This is a genomic window from Ensifer sp. LC163 (assembly GCF_001695855.1).
Classification (GTDB): Bacteria; Pseudomonadota; Alphaproteobacteria; order Rhizobiales; family Rhizobiaceae; genus Ensifer.
Window position 1 is genome coordinate 140,395 of sequence record NZ_MBSS01000056.1, and the last position, 13,705, is coordinate 154,099.

General features: G+C 63.0%; 13 protein-coding genes. 9 read left to right on the forward strand and 4 right to left on the reverse strand.

From position 1 onward, the window contains the following. Window positions 1-6 precede the first annotated feature (6 nt). Together xdhA and uraH are read right to left on the reverse strand one after the other, a co-directional pair. Window positions 7-1,488 (reverse strand): xanthine dehydrogenase small subunit, encoded by a 1,482-nt coding sequence (xdhA, locus tag BC360_RS26960; protein WP_065797505.1) that lies wholly within the window; start codon window positions 1,486-1,488, stop codon window positions 7-9. Between the two features lie 6 nt (window positions 1,489-1,494). Beyond that, entirely contained in the window at window positions 1,495-1,866 is a 372-nt protein-coding gene (gene uraH / locus BC360_RS26965; protein ID WP_065797506.1) for a hydroxyisourate hydrolase, read from the reverse strand. A gap of 171 nt (window positions 1,867-2,037) precedes the next feature. On the opposite strand from uraH, the gene puuE reads away from it, so the two are divergent. Genes puuE through BC360_RS26980 form a run of 3 tightly spaced genes read left to right on the forward strand, consistent with a single transcriptional unit; the run spans window position 2,038 to window position 5,001 of the window. Beyond that, window positions 2,038-3,453, forward strand: a complete 1,416-nt coding sequence (gene puuE, locus BC360_RS26970; protein WP_065797507.1) for an allantoinase PuuE — start codon at window positions 2,038-2,040, stop codon at window positions 3,451-3,453. Between the two features lie 10 nt (window positions 3,454-3,463). Beyond that, window positions 3,464-4,486: an allantoicase gene (alc, locus tag BC360_RS26975; RefSeq protein WP_065797508.1), complete on the forward strand. Its 1,023-nt coding sequence runs from the start codon at window positions 3,464-3,466 to the stop codon at window positions 4,484-4,486. Window positions 4,487-4,515: 29 nt separating this feature from the next. Further along, entirely contained in the window at window positions 4,516-5,001 is a 486-nt protein-coding gene (locus BC360_RS26980) for an ureidoglycolate lyase (protein WP_065797509.1), read from the forward strand. 70 nt (window positions 5,002-5,071) lie between these two features. On the opposite strand, the gene BC360_RS26985 is transcribed toward BC360_RS26980, so the two are convergent. Continuing rightward, on the reverse strand, window positions 5,072-5,920 hold the full coding sequence (locus BC360_RS26985; RefSeq protein WP_083222745.1) for a helix-turn-helix transcriptional regulator: 849 nt from the start codon (window positions 5,918-5,920) through the stop codon (window positions 5,072-5,074). A 110-nt stretch (window positions 5,921-6,030) separates the two neighbouring features. Here BC360_RS26985 and BC360_RS26990 point away from each other — a divergent pair, with 110 nt between their 5' ends. Together BC360_RS26990 and BC360_RS26995 are read left to right on the forward strand one after the other, a co-directional pair. Further along, entirely contained in the window at window positions 6,031-7,284 is a 1,254-nt protein-coding gene (locus tag BC360_RS26990) for a cytochrome P450 (RefSeq protein WP_065797510.1), read from the forward strand. Between the two features lie 68 nt (window positions 7,285-7,352). Next, window positions 7,353-7,673, forward strand: a complete 321-nt coding sequence (locus BC360_RS26995; RefSeq protein ID WP_065784289.1) for a 2Fe-2S iron-sulfur cluster-binding protein — start codon at window positions 7,353-7,355, stop codon at window positions 7,671-7,673. Window positions 7,674-7,804: 131 nt separating this feature from the next. On the opposite strand, the gene BC360_RS27000 is transcribed toward BC360_RS26995, so the two are convergent. Then, on the reverse strand, window positions 7,805-9,097 hold the full coding sequence (locus tag BC360_RS27000; protein ID WP_065784288.1) for an NCS2 family permease: 1,293 nt from the start codon (window positions 9,095-9,097) through the stop codon (window positions 7,805-7,807). 432 nt (window positions 9,098-9,529) lie between these two features. On the opposite strand from BC360_RS27000, the gene BC360_RS27005 reads away from it, so the two are divergent. The 4 genes from BC360_RS27005 to cueR all read left to right on the forward strand — a co-directional run bounded on the left by BC360_RS27005 (window position 9,530) and on the right by cueR (window position 13,632). Next, on the forward strand, window positions 9,530-9,727 hold the full coding sequence (locus tag BC360_RS27005; RefSeq protein ID WP_065784287.1) for a heavy-metal-associated domain-containing protein: 198 nt from the start codon (window positions 9,530-9,532) through the stop codon (window positions 9,725-9,727). A gap of 176 nt (window positions 9,728-9,903) precedes the next feature. Then, on the forward strand, window positions 9,904-10,473 hold the full coding sequence (locus BC360_RS27010; protein ID WP_083222746.1) for a DUF4396 domain-containing protein: 570 nt from the start codon (window positions 9,904-9,906) through the stop codon (window positions 10,471-10,473). Between the two features lie 57 nt (window positions 10,474-10,530). Then, complete coding sequence (locus tag BC360_RS27015) at window positions 10,531-13,053, forward strand: heavy metal translocating P-type ATPase (RefSeq protein WP_083222747.1); 2,523 nt, start codon at window positions 10,531-10,533, stop codon at window positions 13,051-13,053. Between the two features lie 108 nt (window positions 13,054-13,161). Continuing rightward, window positions 13,162-13,632 carry a Cu(I)-responsive transcriptional regulator gene (gene cueR, locus BC360_RS27020; protein WP_065784409.1) on the forward strand — a complete coding sequence of 157 codons (471 nt, stop codon included), beginning with the start codon at window positions 13,162-13,164 and terminating at the stop codon, window positions 13,630-13,632. Window positions 13,633-13,705: the final 73 nt, after the last annotated feature.

Genomic DNA, 13,705 nt, shown 5'->3' on the forward strand with positions numbered 1-13,705 from the left:
CACCTCCTAGACGGCAACGGCAATGTTGCGGTCGATCCGGATGTTTCCGGTCGCCTGCGTTTCGAGATAGAAGCGGCGCAGCAGGTTCTTCGCAACCAGCTGGCGATACTCCGCCGAGGCCCGCCAATCGGTGAGCGGCGTGAAGTCTTGGTCGAAGGCGGAGATCGCCTGCTCGACCGATGCCTCGCACCAAGCCTTGCCCTTGAGTGCTGCCTCGACATGAGCTGCCCGCTTCGGGGTTCCGGCCATGCCGCCAAAGGCGATCACCGCATCGCTGACGTCACCGGCACTGTCGAACGTCAGGCGGAACGCGCCGCAGACGGCGGTGATGTCCTCATCCAGACGCTTGGTGATCTTGTACACGGCAAAGCTGGTGTCAGCTTCGAGGAAGGGAATTTGGACCGCCTCGACAAATTCGCCGGGCTCACGATCCTGCTTGCCATAGGCGATGAAGAAATCTTCGAGCGCCACGGTGCGGCGGCGAGCTCCCTTGCGCAGCGTCACCGACGCACCGAGTGCGATGAGTGCCGGCGGCGTGTCGCCGATCGGTGAACCGTTGGCGATGTTGCCGCCAACCGTACCCATGTTGCGGACCTGCTGTCCGCCGATCCGGTCCCAAAGCTCGCGCAATTGCGGGAAGTGCTCGGTGATAACGGGATAGGCCTCGGCATAGCTGACACCTGCGCCAAGCGTCACGCCCTTGTCGTCGACAGTGATACGGCGAAGCTCCTCGAGATGCGTAAGGTGCACGACCGGCGCGATGTCGCGCATGAATTTCGTGACCCAGAGGCCGACGTCTGTCGAGCCGGCGACGATCGTCGCCTTCGGGTTGGCTTCGAGCACATCGGCGAAATCGTCGACGGAAGCCGGCAGCATGAACAGCTCCGCTCCATCGCCGATCACCACGCGGCGACCGTCCTGAAGGCTCGAGAGTTCGCCGGCAATCCGGTCGCGCTCTGCAAACAGTGGATCCTTGCCGAGATCGCCGATGGTCGAAATCGCCTCCGCGGCGCGAATGATCGCAGCATAGCCGGTGCAGCGACACAGGTTGCCCTGCAGCGCCTTCTCGATTTCGGTGACCGAGGGCTTCGGATTTTCCATCCAGAGCCCATAGAGCGACATGACGAAGCCGGGCGTGCAGAAGCCACATTGTGAAGCGTGCGTCTCGACCATCGCCTGCTGGACGGGGTGGAGCGGGCCGCCCGGCGTTGCCAGCGAATCCACCGTCACCACGTGACAGCCGTCGAGCGAGCCGACGAAGCGGATACAGGCATTGACGGATTCATACTTCAGCTGCCCGCCGAGCAGGCGGCCGACGAGCACCGTGCAGGCGCCGCAATCCCCTTCGGCGCAACCTTCCTTGGTTCCGCGCAGGTTGCGATCGATGCGCAGGAAATCGAGCAACGTCTGCACCGCAGAAACGTCGGAAAGCTCGACAAGGCGGTGGTTCAGGAGGAAACGGATCGTGTTTCGGATCTGGATGGTCATTGCCGATCAGCTCCCACGGTAGGTCGAGTAGCCATAGGGCGACAAGAGCAACGGCACATGATAGTGCGCCGCCTCGTCGTCGATACCGAAGCGGATGGGGATGACGTCGAGAAACGGGTTGGCGCCGCGCGCAGCTTCAGAGCCGAGATAGTCGCCGGCGTGAAAATGCAGCTCGTAGGTGCCAGCCTGCATCAGCGATCCGCTCAACAGCGGTTGATCGCAGCGTCCGTCGTCATTCGTCCTGACCGAGCGCAGATGTGTCTGCCGCTCCCCCTCGATACGGTAGAGCTCGATGCGCAGGTCCTTGGCCGGCTTGCCACTGGCCGTGTCGAGCACATGGGTCGTCAGACGGCCGTCGTTTCCACCATGAGATTGCATGCGTCTTGCTCCTCCCGAAGTCAGCTTTCCAGTTCGCAGTATCCCGGTGAGCCAGTGCATTGAGAAGCAGGCGGATCATTCGAGACTTTCAAATTTTTTGGGGGGAATGACGCTGCAAAAATCCCGTTAGGAATCGGGTCGCAGAGACAAATGTCTGGAGGACTGCTTCAAATGAGATACCCCCGCGATCTTCACGGCCATGGCCCGAACCCCAGCACCGTCTGGCCCGACAAGGCGCGGATTGCCGTGCAATTCGTGATCAATTACGAGGAAGGCGGCGAGAACTGCGTGCTGCATGGCGACGCCGCATCTGAGGCTTTTCTGTCGGAAATCGTCGGTGCGCAGGCCTGGCCCGGACAGCGCCACTGGAACATGGAATCGATCTATGAATACGGCGCCCGCGCCGGCTTCTGGCGGCTCCATCGCATGTTCACGGAAAAGGGCGTGCCGGCGACGGTCTATGGCGTCGCAACCGCGCTGAAGCGTTCCCCTGCCCAGGTGGCAGCCATGCAGGACGCCGGCTGGGAGATCGCCTCGCACGGTCTGAAATGGATCGAGCACAAGGATTTCAGTGCGGAACGGGAGCGGGAAGAGATCGCTGAGGCGATCCGGCTGCACACGGTCGTCACCGGTGAGCCGCCGCGCGGTTGGTACACCGGTCGCTGTTCGGAAAACACGCTCGATCTGGTGACCGAGACCGGCGGCTTCGACTACGTCTCCGACAGCTATGCCGACGACCTGCCCTATTGGCATGAACATGCCGGCCGCCACCAGCTCGTCATTCCCTATACGCTCGACACCAACGACATGCGCTTTGCGACTGCGCAGGGCTTCAACAGCGGCGACCAGTTCTTCAGCTATCTCAAGGACAGCTTCGACGTGCTCTATGCGGAGGGTGCGGCCGGTGCGCCGAAGATGCTCAGCATCGGCCTGCACTGCCGCCTCGTCGGCCGGCCGGGTCGCGCCGCAGCGCTTGCCCGCTTCATCGAATACATCAAGGGGCACGAGAAGGTCTGGCTCGCCCGGCGCATCGATATCGCACGCCACTGGGCAAAGACCTATCCGTTCAAGGCCTGGGACGATCGACCATCGCGACTTTCCGAGGCCGACTTTGTCGCTCGCTTCGGCGGCGTCTTCGAACATTCCGAATGGATCGCCAGACGCGCATTTGTCGGCGAATTGTCCGCCGCCAACGACACGGCCATCGGACTGGCTGCGGCGCTGACCACAGTCTTCCGCGCGGCAACGCAAGAAGAGCGTCTTGCCGTCCTCAACGCTCACCCGGATCTCGCCGGCAAGCTGGCGCAGGCAAAGCGGCTGACCGAAAGCTCGACCAGCGAACAGGCCTCCGCCGGCCTCGACGCCCTGACCGATCACGAGCGCGCACGTTTCACCGAACTCAACAATGCCTATGTCGAGAAATTCGGTTTCCCCTTCATCATCGCAGTCAGGGGCCGCAGCAAGGAGGACATCCTCGCAGCCTTCGAAAGCCGGATCGGGAACGATCGCGACAGCGAGCTTGAGACGGCCTGCCGCCAGGTGGAAAGGATTGCGCTTCTCCGCCTCAAAGACATGCTGCCGAGCTGAGCCCCTTGCGATGACGATCGAGAGCGTCGGCCTTCCTGACTTCGCCCGCAAGGCGATCAACCTCGCCTCCGCCGGTCTCGGTGCAAGGCCGGTCTTTGCCACCGACGAGTTCTTCGCCCCGCTCGAGCGGCTGCTGCAGGATTGCGCCGCCGTCTTTCATCCGGGCGTCTATGACGAACACGGCAAATGGATGGATGGGTGGGAAACGCGGCGTCGGCGCGGTCCCGGCCATGACCATGCGATCGTCGCGCTTGCCGCACCCGGTCGGATCGCCGGCTTCGATGTGGATACCGCGCATTTTACCGGCAATTACCCCTCTGCCTGCGCAATCGATGCCTGTCTGGCGCCTGATGGGCCTGATGAAACCACCGTGTGGACCGAACTGCTGGGCATGAGCCCGCTTGGCCCAAGCGCCCATCACTACTTCACGGCGCTTGCCGACGGGATCTGGAGCCATGTCAGGCTGCGCATCTATCCCGACGGTGGCGTTGCCCGATTGCGGGTCTACGGCACGCCGGAGCTCGACCGGGACCGGATCGGCGACGAGGCGGTCGATGTCGCGTCCTCGCTGCTCGGCGGCCGGATCGTCGTCTTCTCCAACGGCCACTACGGCCATCAACGGCTGCTGGCACCCGGTCGGGGGATCAACATGGGCGACGGCTGGGAAACGCGGCGGCGGCGTGAACCCGGCAACGACTGGGTCATCGTCAAGCTTGCCGCGCGCACGTCGATCGAACGCATCAGCGTTGATACCGCGCATTTCAAGGGAAATTATCCGGACGCCTGTTCGATGCAGGCGGCAGATCTCAGCGAGGCCGACTGCGCGGCCGATGCCTTGGTAACCGCATCCTCCCTCTACTGGCGGGAGGTGCTGCCGCGCCAGAAGCTCAGCGCCGACAGCATCCACGACTACGGCCCCGGCGTGATCGAAGAGGTCGGTCACGCCACCCATGTTCGTCTCAACATCTACCCCGACGGCGGCATCAGCCGGCTGCGTGTCTTCGGGCGCATTACAAGGGCCGGCACCCCATAAACGACCAACATAGGACGGAGGAGCGTCACATGAAGGAGATCGAGATAAAGCCGCTGACACGCGAGGCATTCGCGCCATTCGGCGACGTGATCGAGACTGAAAACGCCTACAGTTTCCCCATCAACGGCGGAAAATGCACCCGCTACCATGACCTTGCCAAGATCGAGACCACCGGCGAAAAGGCCCGGCCAATGATCAGCCTGGTGCGCGGCGAGCCCTATCCGCTGCCATTGAAGCTGACCATGGTCGAACGCCACCCCCTCGGCAGTCAGGCCTTCATTCCCTTGACCGATAACCCTTTTCTGGTTGTCGTTTCGGCAGAGACGAAAGAAGGCCCGAGCGAGCCGATTGCCTTCCGGACCTCACCGGGCCAGGGCGTGAACATCGCCCGCAATGTCTGGCATGGCATCCTGACGCCGCTCGACGACGTCTCCGACTTCGCCGTGATCGACCGCGGCGGCGAAGGCGTCAACCTTGAAGAGCATTTCTTCGAGGAGCCATTCCTGCTGCGCTGACGACGGGTTCGAAACCAGAGGACGGGCCCGCTCCATCGGAGTGGGCGCCGTCATCGGCTAGGCCGCGATCCTAATATCCGCCGTCGCGCCTGAACCTGGTCGGGGTGTAACCGGTCAAACGGCGAAAATCGCGAGAGAAATGGTAGGGGTCGGGATAGCCGCAATGCGCGGCAACCGCTGAAACCTTCGCGCCGGGCTCGACCAGCTGGCGTTTCGCCTGGTTGATGCGCTCGTGGCGCAGCCAATCCATCGGCGTCGTGCCGATCGTATCCTTGAATCTGCGAAAGAGTTGCGACGGGCTGAGACGTGCGAGAGCGGCAAGCTCGTTGATCGTCCAGGCCTTTGCCAGGTCCTTTCTGACCGCCGCAAGCACGCCGGTTATCCGATCGCGCAATGCAGGATCGTCGGTTGGTGCGGCACCAACCAATCGCGGCGCACTCAGATTGGTAATCAGACCGGCAATCGCCGCGCTGACCAGTGCATCCGTTGCCGACGTGCGCTCGTCGAGATAGCCGATGACAGCCTGGAACGCAGCCCGTGCCGCTTCGCGATCGGAAGGTTCGAACAGCGGTGACTGTTGTACATTGAGGAAGGCATAGACATCGTCCAGCCCGTGTCCCTCGACGCCCATCCAGAGATAGCGCCATTCCCCGGCATCGGGCGCACAGCGATGCTCATAGGCCTGCGATGTGTCCAACCAGATCGACATGTCCTTCTGGGCGACGAACCGCTGTCCGCGCACCTCGATCAACCCCTGTCCCGCAGTGGTGTGAACCAGCACGTGCTGGTGGAAGCGCTTGCGGATCGGCGGCTCCTCAGGCAACGCCACCCGAGCGCCGGCAACCAGCGCGGTGTAGGGAAACGCCCCGGCGAGACGCGCCGGTGTGTGAAAATAGATCTCTTCGCGCTCAGCCAACATGCGCGACACTCTGCATGCCGATGCGAGTTTTGTCCATTATCTTGCGAGAGCGCTGCATTTCCTCGATCTGCCCGATGACGTTATCATGCAGTTTTTGCAGGGAGTGGCAGATGGCGGAGACCTTATCGACACAGAGCCGAGTGGAGGCAGCGTTCGCTCCCTTGTCTCCAGATTTCGCGCGCGATCCCTATCCCACCTATAAGGCGCTGCGCGACAAGGGCGGCCTGCACTATTTCGAGGATTTCGACATCTGGCTGGCTTCGCGCTTCGAGGATGTCTCGGCAATCGTCATGGACAAGCGCATGGTCCGCTCGCTCGAGGACATCGCAACATCAGAGGAAATCGCCGCCATCCAGCGCGCCGGCAACTGGCACGACATGCCGCATCACTCGCGCTTCGTGCAGTTCAGCCTGCTCGACAGCGACGGCGCCGTACACGACCGGCTGCGCAAGCAGGTCTTCAAACTTTTCACGCCGGCGATGATCGCCAAGCTGCGCGATCAGATCCAGGCCTATGTCGACAGGCTGATCGACAGCCTTGCCGACCGCGGCCAGATCGATTTCGTCGACGATCTCGCGGCCCACGTACCCGGCCACATCATCGGCCGCCTGCTTGGCGTCCCCGACGAGGACTGTCCCCAGCTGCGCATCTGGTCCGAGAACATCGTCCAGTTCTTCGACGTCGACCGGTCGGATGAACGCAAGCGCATCGCCGAGACGAACACCACCGAATTCTACGAATACCTGACGGCTCTGAAACACGAGCGCGAGCGAAGCCCCAAGGACGATCTCATCTCGGTTCTCATCGAGGCCGAGCGCGCCGGCGCGATGAGTTCAGACGAGTTCATTTCGACGTGCATGCTTATACTGATGGCCGGCCACGGGTCGACGATCGACGTGCTTGGAAGCGGCATGCATGCGCTACTGCGCTTTCCCGAACAGATGGCGCGGCTGCGCCGGGATCCGGCACTGATCCAGACGGCGGTGCAGGAGATGTTCCGCTACGAATCGCCCCTGCCGTTCTTCCATCGTCACTGCATCGAGGAGGTGGAAATCGGCGGACGAAATTTCGCGCGCGGCACGAAGTTCGGGCTGCTTTATGGAGCGGCGAACCGCGACCCCAAACAGTTCGAAAACGCCGATACATTCGACATCGGCCGCACCCCCAACAGGCACCTGGCCTTCGGCGGCGGCGTGCACTTCTGTCTCGGCAACCATCTCGCCCGGCTGGACATGGACATCATCTTCAGCACCTTGCTGCGGCGCTTCCCGACGATCGAACTTGTTGATGAAAAGCCGGAATATAAGCGCGGCCTCTCGGTGCGCGGGCCGAAGCGGCTGCAGATCGCCATCAAACCGACCTGAACGCCGGCAAGCGCGCGATCCAGCGCAATGCAATACGACCGATTTCAGATTTGAGTGGAGACCATGCAATGCCCAGGATTGTTTTTGTGGATGCGGAGGGGAAGTCGACGGAGGTGCAGGCTGAAGAGGGCCAGTCGGTGATGTCGGCAGCCGTCCAGAACGGCATCGATGCCATCGCCGCCGAATGCGGCGGCTCCTGCGCCTGCGGCACCTGCCACTGTTACATCGATGGTGCGTGGGCCGACAGGCTGCCGTCGCCCGACTATCAGGAGCAGGATATGCTGGATTGCGTCGTCAATCCGGAGGAAAGAAGCCGTCTCAGCTGTCAGATCACCGTCTCCGACGCGCTTGACGGCCTCGTGGTGCATCTGCCGGCCGGGCAATATTGATCGAGGGCGGTTGAGCCACCGTCCGCCGCCAAGCGCAAAAAGGCCGGAGCCGCAGGAATGTCCACGGTCCGGCCAGCCTTCGCGGGGGGAAGGTATGAGAGGCCGGGGCATCGTTTGCCCCGGCCTTTTTCCTATTCGGCGAAGAAGGCGAAGCGCACGATGAAGAGCGCCGCGACCAACTGCGTTGCCGGATGGATGACGCTCCACTTGCCGGTGAACACCTTGAGCACGACATAGCTCACGAAGCCGAAGGCAAGGCCGTTGGCGATCGAGTAGGTAAAGGGCATGGCGAGTGCCGTGAGTGCGGCAGGCGCCGCTTCCGTCAGGTCGTCCCAGTCGACTTCCGTCAGTTCGCGCATCATCAGGCCGGCGACATAGAGCAGTGCCGGTGCCGTCGCATAGGACGGGACGGCCGCTGCCAGCGGCGAGAAGAACAGCGCGGCAAGGAAGAGCACGCTGACGGTCAGCGCCGTCAGACCCGTGCGGCCGCCAGCCTGGACGCCCGAGGCGCTTTCGACATAGGCCGTGGTGCTGCTGGTGCCGATCAGCGAACCGGCAACGATGGCGGTGCTGTCGGCGAGAAGCGCGCGGCCGAGACGGCTCGGCTTGCCTTCTTCGACCAGCTTGGCGCGCTTGGCCACACCGATCAACGTACCCGTGGCATCGAAGACTTCGACGAGCACGAAGACGAGGATCACGTGGACCAGGCCGCCATGCAGCGCGCCCATGATATCGAGCTGCATGAAGGTCGGCGCGATGCTCGGCGGGGCGGAAACGATGCCCTTGAACTCGCTGACACCCAGCAGCATCGACAGGATGGTGACGACGAGGATGCCGATCAGGATCGAGCCGCGGACCTTGAGCGAATCGAGCACGGCGATGACGAAAAAGCCAAGGATCGCCAGCAGCGGACCGGTCTGCTTCAGGTCGCCGAGGCCGACCAGCGTCGCCGGATTGTCGACGACGATACCGGCATTCTTCAGTGCGATGATACCGAGGAAGAGACCGATACCGGTAGCAATTGCGCTTCTGAGCGAATGCGGAATGCCGGCGATCAGCCAGCTTCGGACCCCTGTTACGGTCAGGATCAGGAAGATCACGCCGGAGATGAACACGGCGCCCAGCGCCTGCTGCCAGCTGAAGCCGAGGGCTGCAACGACGGTGAAGGCGAAGAAGGCGTTGAGGCCCATGCCCGGCGCCATGCCGATCGGCCAGTTGGCGACGAGCGCCATGACGGCCGAACCGAGCGCCGCGGCAATACAGGTCGCGACGAAGACGGCATCCCTATCCATGCCCGTGGTCGACAGAATGTCGGGGTTGACGAAGATGATGTAGGACATCGTCAGGAATGTCGTAACGCCGGCGATCACCTCGGTGCGCACGGACGAGTCATGCTCTTTTAACTTGAAAAGTCGTTCAAACATATTTCCTCCCTTGGCGGCGTCGCCACGACGCAGCCGAACGACAGAGATCGGGACACAGTCTCCTCCAGTACCCGACCGGTGCATTTCGATCATCCCCGGATAATCCGGTGCGATCGCATCACGAACCGTTTGCGGCCCGTGCCGGGCGGGCGATCGTCCGCCCCCTTGAGACGACGCGAATGCCCTTGTGCACAGCCTGCGGATTGTGCGTCTTCCCGCGGCCGACCGCTAGCCGTCCATTCCAGGGTTCGGCGATGAAAGACTTTCAAATTTTTCGGAGCATTTGCCGCCGGTCGGCGGGCCGGTCCGTGATCTTTCGCCACCGGTTTCACCGGCCGAAGCGCGCCGAAAAAATATGCTTGGACGGCCCCTTGACCTTCCAACGGTGGGAAGCCCCATGTTCTTCTCACATCGAAAAGAAGGAGACAACCGATGCAGAATTACAAGATCGATAACATGACCTGCGGACATTGCGCCGGCAGCGTACAAAAGGCGATTCTGAGCGTCGATCCGCAGGCAACTATCAAGGTCGATCTCGGCGCGCGCGAGGTCAGCGTGGATACGGCCGCCGCATCCGGCCCGATCGCAGAAGCGCTGAAGGCGGCAGGCTACGAGAGCCGCCAACTCTAGATCAAGATCGCCACGGTGCCTGCAGTCACCGGTTGGCGCCTTGGCCTCGTGCCGAGGCGTTTGCCGTCTAACGTCGCCGGACCGAGGCCAAGGTCCATTCGCTCCACCACACGCCTTGACCTTACAACGGTGGGAACCTTTAGCTTGCCGGCTCCGCATCTTCACGGAGACCGAGCATGCAACACGACGAACACCACGCTCATCGACATGATCACCGCAGGGTGACGGCAGGCCCCTCACAAGGCGAAGGCACGTCGCTCAACCGCCTCGCCCTATCTGCGACGGCGCATTGCCTGACCGGCTGCGCCATCGGCGAGGTACTCGGCATGGTCATCGGCTCGGCGCTCGGCTGGGGCAATGTCCAGACCATCGCGCTTGCCGTATTCCTTGCCTTTGTCTTCGGCTATGGCCTCACCATGTTTCCACTGATCAAAGCAGGCATGCCATTCGCCGCGGTCCTGAAGCTCGCGCTTGCGGCCGACACGGCGTCCATCGTGATCATGGAGATCGTCGACAACGCCCTGATGCTGATCATCCCGGGTGCGATGGATGCGGGCGTCACGTCCCTCCTCTTCTGGGCGAGCCTCGCGATCGCGCTCATCGTCGCCGGCGCTGCAGCGTTCCCCGTCAATCGCTGGCTGATCGCGCGGGGCAAAGGTCACGCCGTCGTGCATTCGCATCACCGGCACAGAGCAAGTGGTGGATCGATGCATATTGGCCGAAGAAATGTTTCAAGCCGCCCTTGACCTTCCCATCGTTGGAAGCCCCATCTTCCGGTAAAGAACAGGAAAAGGACCACGATCATGGGATCTGTGACCACCATCGAAGCGAAAAGCGCCGCAGCAATTCCCGGCAATGCCCTGACGGCCAGCATACCGGTCGAAGGCATGACATGTGCTTCGTGCGTCGCGCGCGTCGAGAAGGCCATCCGCGCAGTCCCAGGGGTCACGTCCGCCTCTGTCAACCTTGCAACCGAACGGGCCGACGTCCGGTTCGATGGAACGACCAAGACCGCCGACATCGTCAAGGCGATCGAGAACAGCGGCTATGGCGCCGCTGAGGAATCGGTCGAACTGGCGATCGACGGCATGACCTGCGCCTCCTGCGTTGCCCGCATCGAGAAGGCGTTGAAGGCAGTTCCCGGCGTGACGCAGGCCAATGTCAATCTTGCGACCGAGCGCGCCACCGTGCGCCTGACCAAGGGAATTGCCACCACGACCGCACTGGAAGAGGCCGTGCGCGCGGCCGGTTACGGCGCCAAGCGCATCACCGGCGACGAGAGCACCGACGAGGAAGCCGAAAAGCGCGAGCGCGAAACCCGGCGCCTCAGCCGTTCGCTATTGGTTGCCGCAGCCCTGACATTGCCGATCTTCGCGATGGAGATGGGCTCGCATTTCATTCCGGCCGTGCACGACTTCGTCATGATCAACATCGGCATGCAGGAGAGCTGGTATCTGCAGTTCGTGTTGGCGACGCTCGTGCTTTTCGGCCCGGGCTTACGCTTCTACCAGAAGGGTATCCCGGCCCTTTTGCGTCTCGCGCCCGACATGAATTCGCTCGTCGCCATCGGCACGGCCGCCGCCTGGGGCTATTCGGTCGTTGCCACCTTCGCATCCGGGCTGCTGCCCGAAGGCACAGCCAACGTCTATTATGAGGCCGCAGCCGTCATCGTGACGCTGATCCTTCTTGGCCGGGTGCTCGAAGCCCGCGCCAAGGGCCGCACCTCCGAAGCGATCAAGCACCTGATGGGCCTGCAGGCAAAGACGGCGCGCGTCGTTCGCGACGGGGAAACGATCGAGATTCCGCTCGCCGATGTTCATTCGGGCGATACCGTGCTGGTGCGTCCCGGCGACCGCGTGCCGGTCGACGGAACCGTCCTCGACGGCAATTCCTACGTCGACGAGTCGATGATCACCGGCGAACCGGTTCCCGTCGAAAAGATCGTGGGCGCTGACGTCGTCGGCGGCACCATCAACAAGACGGGGTCCTTCACCTTCCGCGCAACCAAAGTCGGTGCCGAGACGGTGCTTGCGCAGATCATTCGCATGGTCGAACAGGCCCAGGGCGCCAAACTGCCGATCCAGTCGCTGGTCGACCGGGTAACGGCGTGGTTCGTTCCGGCCGTCATCGCTATTGCCGCCGTCACCTTCGCGATCTGGCTGGTCTTCGGCCCGGATCCGGCGCTGACCTTCGCGCTCGTTAACGGCGTCGCGGTGCTGATCATCGCCTGCCCCTGCGCCATGGGCCTGGCGACCCCGACCTCGATCATGGTCGGTACCGGTCGTGCCGCCGAAATGGGTGTCTTGTTCCGCAAGGGCGAAGCACTACAGACCCTGCGCAATGCCGAAATCATTGCCGTCGACAAAACAGGCACGCTGACCAAGGGCCGTCCGGAACTGACCGATCTCGACACATCAGCCGGTTTTGAGCGCAGCGAGGTGCTTGCACTCGTCGCCGCCGTCGAAACCCGGTCGGAACACCCGATCGCCGAAGCAATCGTCGAGGCTGCGAAGGCCGAAGACGTCGCTGTCCCGGCGCCTTCGAACTTCGAGGCTGTCCCCGGCTTCGGCGCCAGCGCCGTCGTGAATGGGCGGAGTGTCCATGTCGGCGCCGACCGGCTGATGGCCCGGCTGAAGCTCGACGTCTCGGTGTTTGCCGGCCAGGTGGCCCGCCTCGGCTCGGAAGGCAAGAGCCCGCTCTATGCGGCGATCGACGGCAAGCTTGCCGCCATCATCGCCGTTGCCGATCCGATCAAGGAAACGACGCCGCAGGCGGTCCGCATGCTGCACGATCTCGGTCTCAAGGTGGCGATGATCACCGGCGACAACCGTCGCACGGCAGAAGCGATCGCCGCCAAGCTCGGGATCGACGAAGTCATCGCCGAGGTGCTGCCCGACGGCAAGGTTGCCGCCCTGAAACGCTTGAAGGCCGACGGCCGCGCCGTCGCCTTCGTTGGCGACGGCATCAACGATGCGCCGGCCCTTGCCGAAGCCGATGTCGGACTTGCGATCGGGACCGGCACCGATGTCGCGATCGAAAGCGCCGATGTGGTGCTGATGTCCGGCGATCTGCTGGGTGTGCCGAACGCGATCGCCCTGTCGAAGGCAACGATCCGCAACATCAAGGAAAACCTGTTCTGGGCCTTCGCCTATAACGCGGTTCTGATCCCGGTGGCAGCGGGTGCGCTTTATCCGGCCTATGGCCTGCTGCTCTCGCCGATCTTCGCCGCCGGTGCGATGGCGCTTTCCAGTGTCTTCGTGCTCGGAAACGCACTCCGGCTAAGGGGCTTTCGCGGCATTGCCGCGGAAACGCCAGCGGCACGATGACATTAAGGTCCCTCCACGGTGGATCACGCCAACGTGGCGCCCGCCGGGAAGAATTCCTATATTCGACTCGAATACTCGCGCTCTGCGCGCCTCTCGAAAGGTGAAGTCATGAACATCGGCGAAGCCGCACGCGCCTCCGGCGTCTCGACGAAGATGATCCGCTATTACGAAACGATCGGCCTCATTCCGCCGGCCGATCGCAGCGGGGCCGGCTATCGCAATTACGGCGACAACGATGTCCACACTCTGCGCTTCATCCGCCGCTCCCGCGATCTCGGCTTCACCGTCGAGCAGATGACCGACCTCCTGACGCTCTGGCGCGATCGCTCGCGCGCCAGCAGCGAGGTGAAGAAGATCGCGCTCGAGCATGTCGAGATCCTTGAGCGCAAGGCGGAGGAACTGAGGGCCATGAGCCGGACGCTGAAACATCTGGCCGCCAACTGCCACGGCGACGGCCGGCCGGACTGCCCGATCCTCGACGATCTCGCCGACATGGCGAACGAACCCGGCAAGGCCCTAGAGCCTGCGCGCTTTGGCCCGGCAGGTATTGACCCGGTCCGCAACCGCCGACAGGCCTGAGAACAAAGAAACCTGGCCGGGGCTCACGCATTCGTGAGCCCGAGCCCTGCCGGCAGCATTGACAGGAATCGAC